The sequence below is a fragment of the Rickettsia sp. MAE-05 genome, assembly GCF_057319745.1.
In genome coordinates this window covers 156,589-175,185 of record NZ_JBLTIO010000003.1, presented here as the reverse complement: position 1 = coordinate 175,185, position 18,597 = coordinate 156,589, and the positions used below count along the sequence as shown (strand labels likewise).

Genomic DNA, 18,597 nt, shown 5'->3' with positions numbered 1-18,597 from the left:
TGATTATACTAAATTTATAAAATCTTTTTTTGGTATTAGCGGTTCGCCCCTAAAATTTATAGCATTATTAAATTTATTGCAACAGCTTATAAAATTTTTATCACATCCGGCAATAATTTTTACTTCCTCGGTATCTTGGTCATGCCTCCATATTGCAGTTACGCCTATTAAAAAGCTATACGTTCAATAAGAGTACCAATAACCTTATCATGAATATCCAATGACTTGGAAAAGCAGATTGTCTTACGTGCAAGCCTCTTGCATCTCGTTCTAAGGTTCAAGTTACTTCGTTCTATCCGTTGAGTGTATTTTTTACTGATAATATGCTTTTTAGGGTCTAATAACCTAGCATAACTCCCCCATCCATCTGTATAGTAAAAAGTCACCTTGAAATTCTCTAGTTTTTTCAGTAATGATTCTAATGTGCTATCACATCTTGTACCAAACGTATAAGCAACTACTTTTAACGAAATCTTATCCAAGGCATACCAAAGCCATCGTTGTCTGGATTTATTCTGTACATAAGACCATTGTTCATCTATCTCAGGAGCAATAATTACTTTTGTTGTACTGATAGAATGATTTATTGTTTTTAATACTAGATTTTTTTAAAACACGGATAACTGTATTGATACCCGCTTTTAATACTCTTACTGTATCTCTAACTCCAGAGCCGTTGATTGACATTTCTACTATTTGCTCCTTAACTCCAGGCTTAGATGCATTATTAATATACTCCAATTGAAAATATCGATTACACCGCTTGCATTGATATCTCTGTTGTTTTGAAATTGAATATCCTGACTTTATTACTTCTTCTGTGTTGTTACAATATCTACACTTAACATCTATTTTTGCCATAACTCCTTAACTATAATTCTCTCTTATTACTGTTTGAGGATTATAGACTATTTACTCTAAACTGCAATACGGAGGCACGACCCGAATATTATCAGAAGAAAGTTTTTTAAATTCGTTTAATTGCTTATACGCATTTATTAAAAACTCTTGAGACTTAGAGTTGCTATTCTCTTGTGGCATATATTTATTACCTTGTTAAATTGGAGCTTAAGTAGAAGTTAACAGAAATTAACTCTACAATTTAAATTTAGTAATATTTTTGCTAAAAGAAAAGTTCGGCAGTGGAAAAAGAGATTATTTTTTTGGAAGGTAGTTGCAATATTATTCTGCCGGTACTATCGATATCTTTAAAAAGACCGGTTACTATATCATTTTGATATTTAATGCTAATATTTTCATGTAACTTATAAGCATGTTTTAACCAGCTTTCTCTAATAAAAGAAAAGCCGTTATTATACCAAATTTGATAATATTTTTCAAAATTCTCTATTAATTTTTTAAGTAAAGCTTGCGGTTCTATAGGCGGTAGATTTTCGCTTATTAAGCTAGTAGTAGGCTGGTCGATATTATCAGGGTGATAGGTGATATTAATACCGATACCGATAATAAGGTAATAATTATTTTCTACTTTAACGGATTCAAGAAGTATACCGGCAATTTTCCGACCGTTCACGAGAACATCGTTAGGCCATTTTAGTTGTATAATGTCATCCTCACCTCTTATGTCATTCCCGCGTAGGCGGGAATCCATTTCTTTTAAAAATTTTTCTGGATTCCCGCTTTCGCGGGAATGACATAGGGGGCGGGAATGACATAGAGAACTATAGGAGTGACATAAAGAGGCTATACTCTCATAAACGGCAAGTGCTGTAACAAAAGATAATTGCGGTAATAATTCTAGCTCTTTATCAGGCTTTATTAGTAAACTTACATGTAAGTTACCTACCCTAGACTGCCAATTTTTACCGCTTCTTCCTCGTGCTTTGGTTTGAGATTTAGCAAGTACTGCATAGTTTGAATCAACTATTCCCCTTTTAGCAGTTCTCATAGCCTCAGAGCTTGTACTGTCTATTTCATCAAAAACAATTAGTTTAAATTTACCTATATTCATTTTTACTTGTCATCCCGTGGCTTGACCACGGGATCCAGTTAAAAATACTAAAATTATTAGTATTTTTTATTGTTTTTATGGACCCCGTGGTCAAGCCACGGGGTGACACAGTGGATTTTATCCGTCCACATAGGCAATACTCGCTCGCAATGACGATAATCACCCCCTACTTACATGACTTCTGGCTACACTATGTTTGCTTTGAATTTTTGGTGCTTCGCTTTTACTTTTAGTTATAAAGCTTTCTAAATCTTGTTTAGTAAATTTAAACTTAGCAATATTTTCATCAAAGGTTTTAGTTTTATCAAATCGTACATCTTTATTTTTATCTATTCCAAGTACCTCAATGAAACTATCTTTTATTTTACTTGAAGCAGCAGGATCGTTTAAGGTATACAGCAAAGCTTTCAATGAGTTTGTATCGGCTTTTAATGTATTATTACGACTAGTTGCAGCAATAATTACATATTCTTTAAGCTTTTCATTTAATTCTTTTTCGTTTAATGCTCCGGTTTTACAAAATGATAATAACATTTTTGCTTTATCATTATGATTTTCAATAATTCCTTCTTGCCATTTAGAAGTATTATTTTCTTTTGACGGAATAAACATTTCTAATAATTTAGTTCCAAATGTTTTATGTAGATTTTTATTATCATAAACTTCATAAACATTTAGTAGAAATTTTTGATGGTCAAATGTTTTATCTGCTTCTTTGCCAAGGTCATGATTATTCAAATGTTCTCTAGTTTGACAATATCCTTTAATATGCAAATAATCAGAATATTTTTGTGCATCTTTGAAATCCAAAGTATCTATTCCGGCAGTATCTAAAACAACAGTGTTTAAAGCATTTTCACGTAACTGCTCATTAGTTTCTCTTAGAGTTTCGGTATATTTAAATTTTCCTCCTACTTTTGCAAGAGTCTTAAATAATACATCAGCTAAAAACTTTACGATATCACTTGGGCTTTCAAATTTTTTTGCACTATATATAGCAATATTTGCATCAGCTTCCATACCCGTACCAAAAGCCATAGCTAGAGTTCTACCTTGCTTTTTAGCTAAGGTAATCTCTTCCATATTATCAGTTACTTCTTTTGTATCAAATTCCGGTTCATTGCCTTTAAAATATTTTGTCGGTATATTGTCTCTATATCCGCCGTCGACATATTTTTTACCGTCAATTTCTACCGGTTCAAAAACAAGCGGTATAGAAGCAGAAGCACGGCAAGCTAAAGCAATTTCAATATTTGGCGTATCAAAGCTATTGAAAATAGTTAGTTCGCTTGTCTCTTGCTGAGTTGCCGTAATTACTAAATCCTTATACTGCACTGGATCGTATTTTCGCAGTAACGCTATATCCTTAAAATATATTTTACCGTCTTTTTGGTTGTATCTTTCTCTTAATTCATCAAGAGCTTTATCATCTTTAACATTTACTATATCTGATCTCTGTAAAAAATTTCCTATATTTTCTTTAATAACAAGTTCTAATAAATCATATAAAGGTTTACCGTCTTTATTTAACTGTACTATACCTGCAGAAAATCCTTTTTTTCCAAGTAATGTTTGCAGATTTGTATTTTTAGAAATTTCTTCAAATCGCTCAGGCGGTGTTCCAAGAGCTACCACTGCTGCAGTTATAGCACCGGCGGAAGAACCTGCTACCGCCTTGACATTATCTAAAATACCGGCTTTTTTTGCTGCCTCATAAGCTCCGGAATATATTGCTCCCTTAGCTCCCCCTCCACTAAAAGCTATATATTCGATAGGAGTTTCTTGAGCCTTTTTAATATCCTCTAAATTCATAGTTTTATTTTATTAAGTTATCTTCTACAAACTTCCAGTTAATCATATGCTTAATGAATATGTCAACATAATCAGGTCGTTTGTTACGATAATCAATATAATAAGCATGTTCCCATACATCACATGCAAGAAGCGGCTTCATACCGTTTGCTATAGGTGTACCGGCATTAGCGGTTTTTATAATTTGTAACCTATTATCGTGATATACAAGCCATGCCCAGCCGCTACCGAACTGCCCTACTGCCTCTTGCTTAAACTGTTCACAAAACCCTTCAAAACTACCGAAATCTTTATTAATTTGTTCTAATATTTTACCGCTTGGCTTACCTCCGCCCTGCGGCTTTATTGAATGCCAAAAAAAGGTATGATTCCATATTTGGGCTGCGTTATTAAAAATAGCCGCATTTGAGTTTTGAGATGACCATTCTATTATTTCTTCTAAATCTTTTTTTTGTAATTCTTCTTTATCTTTGAGTAAATTGTTTAGATTTTGTACATAAGTATTATGATGTTTACCATGATGATAATCAAAAGTCTCGGGAGTAAAATGTGGTTTAAAACTCTCTTTGTCATAAGGTAAATCAGGTAAGATAAAAGGATATGAGGTTTGATTAGATTTGTTGCAATAGGTCATGTTATTTTCTCCTAGGTTTGTTTTGGTATTTATCGTCATTGCGAGCGAACGTTAGGGAGCGTGGCAATCTCAGGAATTCTCCCGAGATTGCTTCGTCAATTTACTATTGTAAATTTCCTCGCAATGACGTTTAACGCAGCAACTTATAAAAATCGGAAGCTAAATAAAGCGATCCGGTTATTATAATATTTGCTTTATTATCGCCGTTTATCTTCTTTATATTACTAATCGCTTCTTCGAGGGAGTCGCTTTCGCTAAAATCAATTCCACTCTTTCTGCCTTCCAAATTTATTGTTTCTGCACTATGGCTTAGTGGTTCGGATAAAACTTTAACACCGTAACCTTTAATTGTCAAACCCTTAAAGTAGGAGCAAAACTCCTCGATATTCCTATTTTTAGTCATACCGAGTATTAAATATATCGGTGATTTTAAATTATCACGAATCCAGTTTGCCAAAACTTGAGCTCCGCTATTATTATGAGCTGCGTCAACCCAAATTTGAACATTATCACCTATTAATTTAGAATATTTTTTCGGTTCTATTTTTTCGATTCTAGCCCGCCAAATAGTATTTTGCAGTCCTTTAGAGATAATTTCGTTGCTGATATTAAATTGTTTATTTATCAAACTTATTAAAGCAATAACGCTTGCAGCATTTATTAATTGATGATCACCGAGTAGCGAAGGAGTCGGAAACTCATAACTAAAATTTCGTGATGAATAAATAAATCCGTTGTCCGTCTTTTTAATACCAAAATCATATTCGTAGCAAAATGTGGGTACATCTAGCTCTTCGGCTTTTGCAAATAATGTTTCATAAACTTCTAAAGTCTGCATACTTATAATGCAAGGAACGCAAGGCTTCATAATACCGGCTTTCTCAGCTGCTATTAAGGGGAGTGTATTACCCAGCATATTCATATGATCATATGAAATAGGTGTAATTAAGGTAATTAGAGGCTGCTTGATTATATTTGTTGCGTCTAACCGACCGCCTAGTCCCGTCTCTAAAATTAATATATCGGCTTTTGTTTCTGCAAATGCTAGAAACGCAGCAGCTGTAGTACCTTCAAAAAAGCTAGGTTCGATATTAAATTTTTCGCTTGCTACTCTAACCTCCTCACAAACCTGCCATAATTCATTATCCAAGATTTTCTCACCTGCTACTACGATTCGTTCATTAAATTCTAATAAATGAGGAGATGTATAGCAATGTACCTTATAACCGGCAAGCGTAAAGATGCTTTTAAGTATAGCACTGCTTGAACCTTTACCGTTTGTACCTGCTATATGTATGACGGGAGGAAGCCTTAAATGAGGGTTACCTAAGGCTTTTAAAAGTCTTGCTATATTTTCAAGATCATATTTAATATTATTTTTCCAGGTCGGCACCGGAAAATGCGGCATTAGCATTGTTATTGATTTTTTTCATGAATATATAGAGTTATACAAAACTATAGACGCTTAGGATAGAAAAAGATTTTAAAGAAATATTTTTTAGCGATTAATCCAAATCTTGGCAATATTTTAAGGCTTTATTCAATTCTATTATTTCGTCAAAGGATAGTTTGCCAATTTTTGTATCGATTTTATCAATTGATATAGCATTAATTTTATCAACCATAATACAAGATTGTGATTTAAGACCATTTAACTCTGTAGGAGTCAATAGCAGACGATAAATTGCAGTATTTATTAAATAGGTTGTTATAGGACAAACTAATATGCTGGCAAGAGTTTTATTTAACGAGTTAGATTGAATAACAACAGCAGGACGAGGCTTGCCGTAATCTCCACTTAATACACAAACTACAATGTCACCTTTTTTAATTTCTATTTTGTCCATTTATTAAATCCAATCTGTGTAATCTTGATTTTTTTCCCATTCTTCTTCTAATTTTTTTTGTTCCCTAGATAACAAAGATTGCCGTTTAACATCTTCTGCTTTTAATTGTTTAATACGTTCCTGTCCCTCGACAAATAAACGTACAGCTTCATTAATTAAATCGTTTGGACGACAATGTAATTCTGCAGCTATCAATGTAATTTTTTCACTTAAATTGGTTTCTAAGTATATACTAGTTGGAGTGTTTTTTGTCATTTTATACCTGCACAACAATATTGATAATATAGATTATAACATATTATATTATAATCTACACTATACTTGTATTTCACTACAGTCAAATTTTGAAGTTCATCGAGTTTTTGGTTTTACTACATTGATAAGTCCGATTAATAAGCCCGATTTAATTATTCCGGGTATTATAAAAAATAGTACACCACTATAAAATGCTTCTTTTAATCCTAAAAATTTGGATAACCATAACCAGCCTAAACTCATAATAATTATATTACCGATCAAACATAAAGATATCTGATTTAACCATTTATTAGAAATAAAAATTTTATCTTTTAAGCTAGCCATAATATATACGGCAACTATGAAACCTGCTAAATATCCACCGGTAGTACCTAATAATATTGGTAAACCGCTAGAAAATTTACCAAATATCGGCACACCTGCAGCTCCTAGCGTTACAAAAGATAATACTGCTAAAGTACCGCTGACCCTATTATAAGTAAGCCCGATAAATAGTACTGCAACAGTTTGTAATGTTATGGGAACAGGCTTAAACGGTATTAATATTTGTGAACAAATAGTAAGTAATGCCACTCCTAAAACTATTTCTATTGCTTGCCTTTTGGTTAACGGTAGTGAGATTGAATTAAGTTGCATAAAATTACCTCATAATTTATTTTTAAGTAATTACACTAAATAGAATTATATAATGTTCTTGTCAATAATATAAAAATGAAAATAAAAATTTATAATGATTTAGGAGTTTCAAAAGAAAGTATTAAGCATTGCGTGCATAACTTAAAACTTTATGCTCCAAAGTATGAGGTAGATTATATTACTGCACAAGACATTATAGGCGGAAAGTGGGTTCAAAACACCTTATTACTTATTTTACTCGGTGGAAGAGATTTATACTATGTACAAAAATTGCAAGGCAAAGGAAATGATAATATAAAAAATTATTTAAAAAATGGCGGTAATTTTCTTGGAATATGTGCCGGTAGTTATTATAGCGGCAATTATTTAGAATTTGCTAAAGGAACAAATATAGAGGTTATAGGTGAAAGAGAATTAAAGATTTTCAATGGAACGGTTAGAGGACCATTGCTTGCTCCTTACTACTATAATTCAAATAAAGGAGCAAGAGCCGCTTACCTAAAAATAAATCCAACACTTAATTTAAATATTAAGGATTGTTATGCTTTTTATAATGGTGGTGGATATTTTGTTGATGCAGAAAATACTAAAGATACTGAAATAATAGCAAGTTATGAAGATAATAAACCTGCAATAATAAAATGTACTTGCGGTGACGGGATAGCTATTTTAAGTGGAGTTCATCTTGAATATGAGCCTGCACTCATAAAAAATCAATCTCTTAATAATATTCGTAAAATACTAAAAGCTCATGATACGGAAAGAATCAAATTATTAAATTATATATTAGACTTCTTCATAAACTCGCTTATAGAGAGGAATTTGTAGGAAACACGCAGCACAGCACCGCAGCGTACATAGAAGTACGTGAGGATGCGAGCAGCGGATTGACGCACAAATTACCTCTAGAAGTAGAGTTTATGAAGAAGTCTATTCAAAAATCTAAATCCGTATAATAGCTAGGAGGGGTAAAGCCAGGGATTCTATCTTGTAATAATAACCTAAAAGCCGGTCTTGATTTAATTAGTGAATACCAATGTTTGATAAGCGTCCATTTATCCCAATAAATCTCACCGAAATAATCGAGTACCGATAAGTGACAGCTTGCGGCAATATCGGCAATAGTTAGTGAATCCGATACAAGATAACTTCTTTTTTCCAGTAAAGAAGTTATATATTCCAAATGATAATTCAAATTATTTTTTGCAGCACGTAAAAATTCGGTTCTTGGGCTGCTCATTTTAGCAATTGATCTTATAACTTTTTCATCGATAATAATCTTAGTAACTTCACGATAAAATTTATCGTTAAACCAAAAGAATAATCGTCTAATTTCGCAACAAATATCAATATCTTCATCTAAAAAATTAAAATTCGGATATTTGCTATTAAGATATTCAACAAAAGGATAAATACCTACCACAAATAAGCCGTATGATTCTTCTAAAATAGGCAATGTTCCGGCAGGATTTATTTTTAAGAAATCTTTATTGAATTGCCAATAATCTTCTTTAATCGTAGTAAATTCTATATCTAATTCTTTTAAGAAGACACGGGCTTGTCTTGAAAGAGGACAAATAGGATAATGATATAACTTTTTCATTAAATTTGTGTCATAGTAAGTTCTAGGTCATCTAATGGTTTGACAGAGGTTGTTGCATAACACATTTATGTCATTCCCGCGTGGCATTGTTGCATGGATCGGTAAATGCTCTTTTGTCATTCCTAGCTAAAAACGGAAATCCAGAAAAAGGTATAAATACAGCAAATTTTTAAAATTAAAAGCTCGATTTATCTCGCTTTATGCTGGATTCCTACTTTCGCAGGAATGACATCGGTATCCACGCAGGCAATCCCACGCGGAAATGACATAGAATGCTTTTTGAGCCATACGGACCACAGCAGCCAAGCCACGGGATAACAATAAGGTCTATAAGCCGGATTCTGTATGAATATAAATTCATTGCAGTTATTTATCTAGGATAAACGTTACCGTTTACCTCAAGCGATCTACCCGCATTACAAGCCGGCTAGAGATAACCCGGGAACTTGATAAGTTCTGTAACGCCTATTTGATCTTGCTCTTGGTGGGGTTTACCATGCGTAATTTGTTACCAACTTACCGGTACGCTCTTACCGTACCTTTTCACCCTTACCGAATATACTAAGATAGAACTTCGTATTCATATTCGGCGGTATATTTTCTGTGGTACTTTCCCTAAAGTAATAATACTCTGCCGGATGTTAACCGGCACCATACCTCTATAGAGTCCGGACTTTCCTCGTGATTATATCATCACGCAACTGCACGACCGTTTAGAATTATGATCAATTTTCTTAAGTTAGTCAATAACATTTAGAAAAAGTTCAATTAACTTATTAAGTTCTGTGAAAGTTTCTAATTGATTTGCTATTTTGAGATATTTTTTAGCAAAAATTAATAAGATTTTTTTGAAAATTTGACTTTTGTACACAGAATATAATTAAATTAATAAGTATAATAACAAATTTATTAACAAATTTAAAATTTCAACTATTTTATTAAAGATATTTTTAATTTAACATTGCTACTATTTTTTTCATACTGTATAAATATGTATTTAATGCTTCTAAACACATAAATTGTTAGCAAATTTTGATATATGATATGAAAAAATTAATTTATTATTTTGGCAGTAATGGTAGTGACGGAAACGCTAGCATGAAGAATGTACTTGGTAATAAAGGTGCCGGTCTTGCTGAAATGTCTAATCTAAAACTACCTATTCCTGATGGTTTTACAATAACTACAGAGCTATGTAATTACTTTTACACCCACAATAATAACTTTCCTAAAAATTTTCAAAACGACTTAAAAAAAGCTATCACCGAACTTGAAATAATTACCGGTAAAATTTTTGGCAGCACAAGCAATCCCCTATTATTATCGGTGCGTTCGGGTTCTACGGTTTCAATGCCTGGAATGATGGATACTATCCTTAATCTTGGAATGAATAACGAAGTGTGCAATGCTCTTGCGGATTCCTGTGGTGATAAACGATTTGCTCTTGATAGTTACAAAAGATTTCTAGAAATGTATGGTTCAACGGTATTATCTATACCTAGTGATCTATTTGAACAAATTTACGAAAAGCACAAGATTCAAGCCGATATTCATAAAGATAGCGATATTACCGTAGAATTATTAGAAAAAATTATTGAGGATTTCAAACGGTTGCATATTAAGTATACTAAGCAACTAATTAATGATCCTTATGAACAGTTAGAATCGGCAATTAAAGCGGTGCTACATTCTTGGATGAGTAATAGAGCGGTTATATATAGAAAAATCAATAATATTTCGGAAGGTTTCGGTACGGCTATTAATATCCAAGCAATGGTTTTCGGTAATTTAGGTAAAACTTCAGCTACGGGAGTTGCTTTTACTAGATCACCTTCTACAGGAGAAAAAAAGCTCTTTGGAGAGTTTTTAATAAATGCTCAAGGTGAAGACATAGTATCGGGAACTAGGACACCTATGCCTATTATTGCAAATGATTCAAATTCTATGCAAGCAATGATGCCGAAAGTGTTTAAGGAATTATCACAAATTGCGAAAAAGCTTGAAGAACATTACTTAGATATGCAGGATATAGAATTTACTATAGAAAATAATAAGCTATATATCTTACAAACACGTACCGCAAAAAGAACAGCCATCGCTGCTATTAATATTGCCGTACAAATGGTAGAAGAAAAGCTTATTTCTAAAGAACAAGCCTTAATGCGAATCGATCCGGAATCATTAAATCAATTATTACATACAAGAATTGATTACAGTAAGGGGCTTACTTCTATTGCCGAAGGGTTACCTGCTTCTCCTGGGGCTGCAACAGGTATTGCGGTATTCTCACCTTATGATGCCGAAAAATTATCTCATCATCATAAAGTAATTTTAGTACGCCATGATACTAGTCCTGAGGATATTAACGGAATGCATGTTTCTTCAGGTATTTTAACTATTAGAGGGGGAATGACTTCACATGCCGCAGTTGTGGCAAGAGGTATGGGGAAGCCTTGTGTTTGCGGTACAAGTAATTTATCTATAGATGAGAAAAAGCAAATATTAACAGCAGGCGATATAGTTATTAAACAAGGTGATATTATAACGATTGACGGAGGTAGCGGCAAAATCTTCTTAGGTGAAATGCCGTTAATTCAACCTACTTTCAGTGAGGAATCAAAATTAATTTTAGATTGGGCAGACGAGATTAGTAGCTTAAAAGTTCGTGCAAATGCCGAAACAGTTAACGATGCTTTAGTATCTATAAAATTTGGGGCTCAAGGTATAGGTTTGTGTCGTAGCGAACATATGTTTTTTGATAAAAATAAAATTCCTTTAGTAAGGGAAATGATTATTGCTCCTGATATAGAACGTAGAAAGCTTGCTGTGCAGAAATTATTACCTCTGCAAACTGAGGATTTTAAAGCTTTATTTAGAGTAATGAAAGACAAACCGGTAAATATTAGATTACTTGATCCGCCGCTACATGAGTTTTTACCTACTACTGAAGAAGATAAAAAGAATTTGGCAAATAGCTTAAATCTACCGTTATCCATGATTAATCAACGTCTTCATGCTATGCACGAAGTAAATCCTATGCTTGGTCACCGTGGATGTAGACTTGGTATATGTTCACCGGAAATTTACCAAATGCAAATTGAAGCAATTTTTACGGCTATTTTTGAGCTACATAAAAAAGAATATATAGAATGTAATTTAGAACTAATGATTCCTTTAATTAGCAATGTAGGTGAAATAAAAAAGCTTAAAATGGATATTTATGAGGTAATAGAGGAATTAGAGCAACGTTATAGATATAAATTTTCTTTTACACTTGGTACTATGATAGAACTACCAAGGGCAGCACTCGGCAGTAAGAAAATAGCTAAGGAAGTTGACTATTTTAGTTTTGGGACTAATGATTTAACCCAAACTACATATGGAATTTCTAGAGATGATATTGCATCTTTCCTCCCATATTACTTAGAAGAAAAGATTTTTGAATCCGATCCGTTTACTACTCTCGATGAAGAAGGAGTGGGAGAATTAATTGAACTTGCTATAAAACGAGGAAAAAGTAGTAATCCTAATTTAAAGTTAGGTGCTTGTGGAGAACATGCAGGAAACCCTGCATCTATAGAATTTTTTCATAAAATGAATTTAAACTATATTTCTTGCTCTCCATACCGTATTCCTATAGCAAGAATTGCCGCAGCACAAGCTAAAATTAAACATGGGTGATAAAGGCGTTGCCTGCGTGGATCAATTTCACCTATGTCATCCCGTGGCTTGACCACGGGATCCAGTTAAAAATACTAAATTTATTAGTATTTTTTAGTGTTTTTATGGACCCCGTGGTCAAGCCACGGGGTGACATAGTGGGTTTTATAGCTCCTCGCAATGACCAAAAAATTATTTACAAATTAATATGATCATAATACCGATATTAAGCATTTTTGGTTTTTCGTCTTTTTTTGCCAAATATTTCAAAACAAAATTTACTTTCACTATTCCCATAACAATCAGCATATTAGTAACGATTTTATATTGTTTTGCTATGTTAAAGCTATTACCGGCTGCAACATATGTAAGTTATTTCATCGGTATATTTTTAGCTCTCAGGTCATTCACCTCTTTCATGTTATCTTCCCCCTTCATGTCATCCTCGCCTTTTATGTCATTCCCGCAAAAGCGGGAATCTAGAAAAAATATAATTGAAATCATCGTATTTACTTTATTGATTCTTTTATTTTTTCTTTATACAAGAGAGGCATCGCTGCATGCTTATGATGATTTCTCGCACTGGGGGATATTTACTAAAGAATTGTTATATTTCGGTGTTTTTGAGAATCAGTCTTCGTTAACTTCCATTATTACTACTCATGCCCATTATCCAAGAGGTGCTGCCGTTTATCACTATTTTATGCTTTCATTTTCAGGTTATTCGGACGGTAACGTATTATTTGCTCATTTCTTATTACATTTAGCATTTCTAGCTCCTTTAGCCGCAAATAAGAAATTGTGGCAAACCGGAATGTTGTTTTCACTTTTACTTTGCAGCGTAGTATTATATACGACCGGAATTCGCTCAATATATAATGATAGTACTATCGGCTTGATGTTCGGAGCTATTTTTACGATTTATATACTTGAGGAAGACAAGAAAAAAGCATTATTGCTTATTTTACCTATTACGATATTGCTTGCACTTTTTCGAGAAATTGGAACATGGTTTGCTAGTTTTGCTTCGATAATTCTTATAGCTCATTATACAATTTTCTATAAGAAACCTAAAAAATCAAGTGATTATATTGTATATCTGATACTACTTACCTTACCAATTTTGTGTAATTTTATTTGGATGAGTTATTTTAAAAATATTCATGATTTTTTTGACAGAGGCGAACATAGTTTTAGCAATTTAATATATATTGTTGAAAATTTTAATGAACAGCATAGAGCATTATTACTAAATTACGGTAAATTTCTCTTGTTATTCTTAGTAAAAGAAGGAAGTTTAGTTGTATATACTATTTGTATAGCTGCATGGTACGGAATTCGTAAATATAAACCAGATTTGCTGAAAGAATATAAATTTTTTCTGATAAGTATTTTTGCTTGTTTTATAATTTTTGCCTTGTGGCGGTTATATTTATATTTCTTTAACTTTAGTTATGAAGAGGCAATTAGAGGAGCATCGTTACTTAGATATCTAGGATGTTATGTTATAGCTATCGGAATGATTGCAGCTTCATATGTTAAAAATAGTATTTTCTTAAATAAGCAAAGTAATAAAGAATTATTTATATTCTTTTTGCTTCTTGCTGTTTCTACGTTTTCCGTAGTAAAAAATATATTAAGAATCAAACATTTAAGCTTAGAACAAAAGAATTTTATCCAGCAAACGACAGAGATTAAAAAGCTATTAGAGCAAGGCAATAAAATTGAATTTAATTTTAGCGGTAAGAAAGATAATTTACAATGTTATATATTAAATTATAATCTAGCACCGTATTTAGATAAAAAATATTTACAAGAATGTATAAAAACCCCTAAAGAAGCGATGATAGAAACAGAAGGAGAATCGGTATATGCTCCTTTTAAATAGAGCCGAATTGCGTGGATACCCGAACACCGTCATTGCGAGAAGAATTACAAAGTAATTCGACGAAGCAATCTCAGAAGCTTATCATTATTTCATGAGATTGCCGCGTCGTTGCTAACGCAACTCCTCGCAATGACGACTTTTCAATATAGATTTTAATAATAATGAATATAAAATATAATTTAGCTGCCGCTTACCGAATAATGGCATATTTATCGCTGGATGATCATACTTACACGCATCTATCCGCAAGACCTAAAAATGCCGATTTTTACTATATTTATCCTTTTGGACTAAGGTTTGAAGAAGTAACTACAGAGAATCTTTTAAAAGTTAGTTTAGATGGAAAAATTTTAGAAGGGGAAGAATATCAATATAATAAAACCGGTTACTTTATTCATGGTAGTATTTATAAAGCCCGCCCTGATATTTCTGCCGTTTTTCATTATCATACTCCCGCAAGTATAGCAATTTCTGCTTTAAAATGCGGGCTTTTACCTCTCAGTCAATGGGCATTACATTTTTACGACAGAATATCATATCACGATTATAATTCTCTAGTGCTAGATGCTGACAAGCAAAGTAGTAGGCTCGTTAATGACCTTAAGCAAAATTACGTGATGTTACTTCGTAATCACGGTGCTATTACCTGCGGCAAAACTATTCATGAAGCTATGTTTTATACTTACCATTTAGAACAAGCTTGTAAAACACAATGTTTGCTAAATTCTACAAAAGAACAAGAGCTTATAATTCCTTCCATAGAAATATGTACCCAGACAGTAAAAGACTTATTATCATTTGAAGAAGATTTAGGCAAACGTGATTGGGAAGCTTGGCTACGACTTGTAAAGATGTAATCACAACACTACTATCCCGGCAGCTTTACTTGCTTGTTTTAAAGATTTATCAAGGGTTGCTATTGGTAACCCACAGCGTAATGCTAACTCTAAATAGCTAGATGGTCATGCCTCCATATTGCAGTTACGCCTATTAAAAAGCTATACGTTCAATAAGAGTACCGTAATGTGCTATCACATCTTGTACCAAACGTATAAGCAACTACTTTTAACGAAATCTTATCCAAGGCATACCAAAGCCATCGTTGTCTGGATTTATTCTGTACATAAGACCATTGTTCATCTATCTCAGGAGCAATAATTACTTTTGTTGTACTGATAGAATGATTTATTGTTTTTAATACTAGATTTTTTAAAACACGGATAACTGTATTGATACCCACTTTTAATACTCTTACTGTATCTCTAACTCCAGAGCCGTTGATTGACATTTCTACTATTTGCTCCTTAACTCCAGGCTTAGATGCATTATTAATATACTCCAATTGAAAATATCGATTACACCGCTTGCATTGATATCTCTGTTGTTTTGAAATTGAATATCCTGACTTTATTACTTCTTCTGTGTTGTTACAATATCTACACTTAACATCTATTTTTGCCATAACTCCTTAACTATAATTCTCTCTTATTACTGTTTGAGGATTATAGACTATTTACTCTAAACTGCAATACGGAGGCACGACCAATTTTTGCAGCAGCTTTACCTCTTTTAGTAATTAAAATTTCTTCGCCTTTACTAGCACGGTCTAATAACTTAGAAAAATGTGTTTTAGCATCAAAGGCTGTAATTGCGTTTTTCATATAATTAACTAGTTAATTATAACATATTTTAAATTCAAATGTCAAAAACTTTAGGCTCTGCGTGCGGAAAATTAAATGGTCGTGCCTCCGTATTGCAGTTTAGAGTAAATAGTCTATAATCCTCAAACAGTAATAAGAGAGAATTATAGTTAAGGAGTTATGGCAAAAATAGATGTTAAGTGTAGATATTGTAACAACACAGAAGAAGTAATAAAGTCAGGATATTCAATTTCAAAACAACAGAGATATCAATGCAAGCGGTGTAATCGATATTTTCAATTGGAGTATATTAATAATGCATCTAAGCCTGGAGTTAAGGAGCAAATAGTAGAAATGTCAATCAACGGCTCTGGAGTTAGAGATACAGTAAGAGTATTAAAAGCGGGTATCAATACAGTTATCCGTGTTTTAAAAAAATCTAGTATTAAAAACAATAAATCATTCTATCAGTACAACAAAAGTAATTATTGCTCCTGAGATAGATGAACAATGGTCTTATGTACAGAATAAATCCAGACAACGATGGCTTTGGTATGCCTTGGATAAGATTTCGTTAAAAGTAGTTGCTTATACGTTTGGTACAAGATGTGATAGCACATTAGAATCATTACTGAAAAAACTAGAGAATTTCAAGGTGACTTTTTACTATACAGATGGATGGGGGAGTTATGCTAGGTTATTAGACCCTAAAAAAGCATATTATCAGTAAAAAATACACTCAACGGATAGAACGAAGTAACTTGAACCTTAGAACGAGATGCAAGAGGCTTGCACGTAAGACAATCTGCTTTTCCAAGTCATTGGATATTCATGATAAGGTTATTGGTACTCTTATTGAACGTATAGCTTTTTAATAGGCGTAACTGCAATAGCATGACCTGCGAGGAAAAACTGCAAGCTTTGACTAAGCAATCTCGTGCCAAAGTCCTGAGATTGCCGTGCTCCTTTTAGTCGCTCGCAATGACGTAGCCTTATTTAACAATACTGTTATTTAATTACGATAGCTGATAATATATTCTGATTATAAGGTTCTTGCAAATGATATGAGCGTCTTTTACTTGGGTATTTTAACGGATTTGTGTAAGTATCTTCACCGATATTTTTTATATCTTTAACACCGGCTTCTTTAAGTTTTAACTCTACAAAAGCCGGTAAATCAAACATATAATGATTTTCTTTTATCGAGTTTATAAAAAACTGTTTATTGTTAATATCTTTACTTAAGAAAGCTTTATAATATTCATCATCAACCTCATATGAACTTTGAGCTATAGCAGGACCTATAATTGCTATTAAATTCTTTGCTCCTTTTTCTATCATTTTAGTAACTATATTACTAATAATATTATTTATACTTCCTTTCCAACCTGCATGTCCGCTCCGATTATTTTACCATCGCCGCTTGCAAGTAATACCGGTACACAATCTGCCGATTGTACCGCTAATACTAAATTTTTTTAGTTGTAATGCTTCCATCTGCTTCAGGTACTGCTATTATGGACTCATCAGCATTAACAATTTGATTGCTATGTACTTGGTTTAAAATTAAAATATCTTGTGCTTTAAAATAAGTAGTAATAGATTTTTTGTTTTCAACTATTTCTGTTTCATTTATAGAGTTATTTTTTTATATATCTATGACTAGAGTTATTGAATGTTTTATCAAAAATTTTATAATAAACTGATTCGTTTATTAATCCTTCCATGAAAATACCCCATATTAATTATAATAGTTTTATTAATACTTTATCCAATCGTTTACAAAAAAATAAACAACTGGAAAAAATAATAGCACAATTTCACCAAGACTATAACCTAATTCCTATTATCGGCGTAGAAATAGAGTTTTATTTAAGTCACAATATTGATATAGCTAAATTTGAAATACTTTCAAGAAAATACTTAGCTAGATTTAAAATTTCTAAAATAAAAAAAGAAAAAGGCAATAATCAATTTGAAATAGATCTTCCTCCTTCTGTAAACCTAATACAATATATAAAAAATATATTAGAGGTTAAAACTATTTTAAAAAAATGGCACAGCAGTTAAACGGTTATATAGATTTTTCTCCTAAGCCGTTTTTGGATGATTATGGTAATAGTATGCATTTTCATATTAATTTTAATTCCGAGTTCAACGATTATTATATAATTTTAGCAGCACAAGGGTTATGTCACTATATGTTAGACACCCTGCTTGCTTTTATGCCGACTACTCTAGATTATTCACGGATAAATAAAAAATTTATGGCTCCTACGCATATATCATACGGTGGAAATAATAGAAGCGTAGCCGTACGAACTCCAAATTCTTTTCCAAAACGTTTAGAACATCGCTTATCTTCTCCCGAAACCGATCCATATATAGCAATTTTTACTATTTTAAAGTCAATATTGTTGGCTTTAAAATCTCCAAGTTCGCTCCAAAAAATAGAAAAGATTTACGGGAACGCTTTCGATCCACAATATAATTTAACTCCATTACCGACATCATCTCAGGAGAGCTTTATGTTATTTAAACCGGACTTTTTTAAATAAATTGTATTTTGTTCACAAAACCTAAAAACTAAAAAATAATTGTTTTTTTACAACTAAAATAAAGATTGATATAAAGTTTTAAATATAAA

Annotated in this window: 16 protein-coding genes, 1 other RNA gene and 7 pseudogenes; 7 read left to right on the top strand and 17 right to left on the bottom strand. The window is 32.4% G+C overall.

The window, feature by feature from the left end:
• Positions 1–3: 3 nt before the first annotated feature.
• From ACNFN7_RS06990 to ACNFN7_RS06950, 9 genes are all read right to left on the bottom strand, one after another.
• On the bottom strand, positions 4–168 hold the full coding sequence (locus ACNFN7_RS06990; protein WP_485441396.1) for a phage BR0599 family protein: 165 nt from the start codon (positions 166–168) through the stop codon (positions 4–6).
• Positions 168–861, bottom strand: a protein-coding gene (locus ACNFN7_RS06985; protein ID WP_485440658.1) for an IS1 family transposase whose coding sequence is annotated in 2 segments (ribosomal slippage) — positions 168–576 and positions 575–861 — 696 coding nt in all. Because the reading frame shifts where the segments join, the coding sequence is not laid out codon by codon here. Before ACNFN7_RS06985 ends, ACNFN7_RS06990 begins: the two co-directional genes overlap by 1 nt.
• A 262-nt stretch (positions 862–1,123) precedes the next feature.
• Positions 1,124–1,972, bottom strand: a complete 849-nt coding sequence (locus ACNFN7_RS06980) for a biotin--[acetyl-CoA-carboxylase] ligase (RefSeq protein WP_485441380.1) — start codon at positions 1,970–1,972, stop codon at positions 1,124–1,126.
• Positions 1,973–2,131: 159 nt separating this feature from the next.
• The gene (locus tag ACNFN7_RS06975) at positions 2,132–3,784 is read right to left on the bottom strand and encodes a patatin-like phospholipase family protein (protein ID WP_485441379.1); all 1,653 of its coding nucleotides are present in this window, start codon (positions 3,782–3,784) and stop codon (positions 2,132–2,134) included.
• A 4-nt stretch (positions 3,785–3,788) separates the two neighbouring features.
• Positions 3,789–4,418, bottom strand: coding sequence for a superoxide dismutase (locus ACNFN7_RS06970; RefSeq protein WP_485441378.1), 630 nt, complete (start codon positions 4,416–4,418; stop codon positions 3,789–3,791).
• Between the two features lie 130 nt (positions 4,419–4,548).
• Complete coding sequence (locus ACNFN7_RS06965; RefSeq protein ID WP_485441377.1) at positions 4,549–5,832, bottom strand: folylpolyglutamate synthase/dihydrofolate synthase family protein; 1,284 nt, start codon at positions 5,830–5,832, stop codon at positions 4,549–4,551.
• A 91-nt stretch (positions 5,833–5,923) separates the two neighbouring features.
• Positions 5,924–6,265, bottom strand: a complete 342-nt coding sequence (locus ACNFN7_RS06960) for a type II toxin-antitoxin system PemK/MazF family toxin (RefSeq protein ID WP_041077975.1) — start codon at positions 6,263–6,265, stop codon at positions 5,924–5,926.
• Positions 6,266–6,268: 3 nt separating this feature from the next.
• Positions 6,269–6,520, bottom strand: a complete 252-nt coding sequence (locus ACNFN7_RS06955; protein WP_041077973.1) for a hypothetical protein — start codon at positions 6,518–6,520, stop codon at positions 6,269–6,271.
• Between the two features lie 96 nt (positions 6,521–6,616).
• Complete coding sequence (locus ACNFN7_RS06950) at positions 6,617–7,159, bottom strand: biotin transporter BioY (protein WP_485441376.1); 543 nt, start codon at positions 7,157–7,159, stop codon at positions 6,617–6,619.
• A gap of 75 nt (positions 7,160–7,234) precedes the next feature.
• Between ACNFN7_RS06950 and ACNFN7_RS06945 the strand changes: the two genes are divergently transcribed.
• Both ACNFN7_RS06945 and ACNFN7_RS06940 read left to right on the top strand, forming a co-directional pair.
• A complete protein-coding gene (locus ACNFN7_RS06945; RefSeq protein ID WP_485441375.1) occupies positions 7,235–7,987 on the top strand; it encodes a BPL-N domain-containing protein in 753 nt (250 codons plus the stop codon).
• Positions 7,930–8,106 (top strand): annotated as a pseudogene (locus ACNFN7_RS06940) (palindromic element RPE1 domain-containing protein); the annotation flags it as partial. The gene ACNFN7_RS06945 and the pseudogene ACNFN7_RS06940, both read left to right, overlap by 58 nt.
• Here the strand turns inward: ACNFN7_RS06940 and ACNFN7_RS06935 are convergent.
• Together ACNFN7_RS06935 and rnpB are read right to left on the bottom strand one after the other, a co-directional pair.
• A complete protein-coding gene (locus tag ACNFN7_RS06935) occupies positions 8,094–8,762 on the bottom strand; it encodes a glutathione S-transferase family protein (protein ID WP_011271066.1) in 669 nt (222 codons plus the stop codon). The pseudogene ACNFN7_RS06940 and the gene ACNFN7_RS06935 overlap by 13 nt on opposite strands.
• 314 nt (positions 8,763–9,076) lie before the next feature.
• An RNA gene (gene rnpB, locus ACNFN7_RS06930) (RNase P RNA component class A) lies at positions 9,077–9,479 on the bottom strand.
• 327 nt (positions 9,480–9,806) lie between these two features.
• Between rnpB and ppdK the strand changes: the two genes are divergently transcribed.
• The gene (ppdK, locus tag ACNFN7_RS06925; RefSeq protein ID WP_485441374.1) at positions 9,807–12,443 is read left to right on the top strand and encodes a pyruvate, phosphate dikinase; all 2,637 of its coding nucleotides are present in this window, start codon (positions 9,807–9,809) and stop codon (positions 12,441–12,443) included.
• A 34-nt stretch (positions 12,444–12,477) separates the two neighbouring features.
• Here the strand turns inward: ppdK and ACNFN7_RS06920 are convergent.
• Together ACNFN7_RS06920 and ACNFN7_RS06915 are read right to left on the bottom strand one after the other, a co-directional pair.
• A pseudogene (locus ACNFN7_RS06920) lies at positions 12,478–12,591 on the bottom strand (proline/betaine transporter); the annotation flags it as partial.
• A gap of 23 nt (positions 12,592–12,614) precedes the next feature.
• Positions 12,615–12,731 (bottom strand): pyruvate phosphate dikinase, encoded by a 117-nt coding sequence (locus ACNFN7_RS06915; RefSeq protein WP_485441373.1) that lies wholly within the window; start codon positions 12,729–12,731, stop codon positions 12,615–12,617.
• 28 nt (positions 12,732–12,759) lie between these two features.
• Between ACNFN7_RS06915 and ACNFN7_RS06910 the strand changes: the two genes are divergently transcribed.
• Both ACNFN7_RS06910 and ACNFN7_RS06905 read left to right on the top strand, forming a co-directional pair.
• Complete coding sequence (locus tag ACNFN7_RS06910) at positions 12,760–14,310, top strand: hypothetical protein (RefSeq protein ID WP_485441372.1); 1,551 nt, start codon at positions 12,760–12,762, stop codon at positions 14,308–14,310.
• Positions 14,311–14,471: 161 nt separating this feature from the next.
• The gene (locus ACNFN7_RS06905) at positions 14,472–15,167 is read left to right on the top strand and encodes a class II aldolase/adducin family protein (protein ID WP_485441371.1); all 696 of its coding nucleotides are present in this window, start codon (positions 14,472–14,474) and stop codon (positions 15,165–15,167) included.
• Here ACNFN7_RS06905 and ACNFN7_RS06900 read toward each other — a convergent pair.
• The 3 genes and pseudogenes from ACNFN7_RS06900 to ACNFN7_RS06890 all read right to left on the bottom strand — a co-directional run.
• Positions 15,168–15,269: pseudogene (locus ACNFN7_RS06900) on the bottom strand (type II toxin-antitoxin system VapC family toxin); the annotation flags it as partial.
• A gap of 47 nt (positions 15,270–15,316) precedes the next feature.
• Positions 15,317–15,772 (bottom strand): IS1 family transposase, encoded by a 456-nt coding sequence (locus tag ACNFN7_RS06895; protein ID WP_485441370.1) that lies wholly within the window; start codon positions 15,770–15,772, stop codon positions 15,317–15,319.
• Positions 15,773–15,854: 82 nt separating this feature from the next.
• A pseudogene (locus tag ACNFN7_RS06890) lies at positions 15,855–15,971 on the bottom strand (type II toxin-antitoxin system Phd/YefM family antitoxin); the annotation flags it as partial.
• Between the two features lie 159 nt (positions 15,972–16,130).
• On the opposite strand from ACNFN7_RS06890, the pseudogene ACNFN7_RS06885 reads away from it, so the two are divergent.
• Positions 16,131–16,825 (top strand): annotated as a pseudogene (locus tag ACNFN7_RS06885) (IS1 family transposase).
• A gap of 133 nt (positions 16,826–16,958) precedes the next feature.
• On the opposite strand, the pseudogene pgeF reads toward ACNFN7_RS06885, so the two are convergent.
• Positions 16,959–17,677 (bottom strand): annotated as a pseudogene (gene pgeF / locus ACNFN7_RS06880) (peptidoglycan editing factor PgeF).
• Between pgeF and ACNFN7_RS06875 the strand changes: the two are divergent.
• A pseudogene (locus ACNFN7_RS06875) lies at positions 17,676–18,508 on the top strand (type I glutamate--ammonia ligase). The pseudogenes pgeF and ACNFN7_RS06875 overlap by 2 nt on opposite strands.
• Positions 18,509–18,597: the final 89 nt, after the last annotated feature.

Bases quoted from the DNA above. Each gene is read 5' to 3' on its own strand.
- ACNFN7_RS06980 (WP_485441380.1), bottom strand. From the start codon at position 1,972: ATGAATATAGGTAAATTTAAACTAATTGTTTTTGATGAAATAGACAGT.
- ACNFN7_RS06975 (WP_485441379.1), bottom strand. From the start codon at position 3,784: ATGAATTTAGAGGATATTAAAAAGGCTCAAGAAACTCCTATCGAATAT.
- ACNFN7_RS06970 (WP_485441378.1), bottom strand. From the start codon at position 4,418: ATGACCTATTGCAACAAATCTAATCAAACCTCATATCCTTTTATCTTA.
- ACNFN7_RS06965 (WP_485441377.1), bottom strand. From the start codon at position 5,832: ATGCTAATGCCGCATTTTCCGGTGCCGACCTGGAAAAATAATATTAAA.
- ACNFN7_RS06960 (WP_041077975.1), bottom strand. From the start codon at position 6,265: ATGGACAAAATAGAAATTAAAAAAGGTGACATTGTAGTTTGTGTATTA.
- ACNFN7_RS06955 (WP_041077973.1), bottom strand. From the start codon at position 6,520: ATGACAAAAAACACTCCAACTAGTATATACTTAGAAACCAATTTAAGT.
- ACNFN7_RS06950 (WP_485441376.1), bottom strand. From the start codon at position 7,159: ATGCAACTTAATTCAATCTCACTACCGTTAACCAAAAGGCAAGCAATA.
- ACNFN7_RS06945 (WP_485441375.1), top strand. From the start codon at position 7,235: ATGAAAATAAAAATTTATAATGATTTAGGAGTTTCAAAAGAAAGTATT.
- ACNFN7_RS06935 (WP_011271066.1), bottom strand. From the start codon at position 8,762: ATGAAAAAGTTATATCATTATCCTATTTGTCCTCTTTCAAGACAAGCC.
- ppdK (WP_485441374.1), top strand. From the start codon at position 9,807: ATGAAAAAATTAATTTATTATTTTGGCAGTAATGGTAGTGACGGAAAC.
- ACNFN7_RS06915 (WP_485441373.1), bottom strand. From the start codon at position 12,731: ATGCTGATTGTTATGGGAATAGTGAAAGTAAATTTTGTTTTGAAATAT.
- ACNFN7_RS06910 (WP_485441372.1), top strand. From the start codon at position 12,760: ATGTTAAAGCTATTACCGGCTGCAACATATGTAAGTTATTTCATCGGT.
- ACNFN7_RS06905 (WP_485441371.1), top strand. From the start codon at position 14,472: ATGAATATAAAATATAATTTAGCTGCCGCTTACCGAATAATGGCATAT.
- ACNFN7_RS06895 (WP_485441370.1), bottom strand. From the start codon at position 15,772: ATGGCAAAAATAGATGTTAAGTGTAGATATTGTAACAACACAGAAGAA.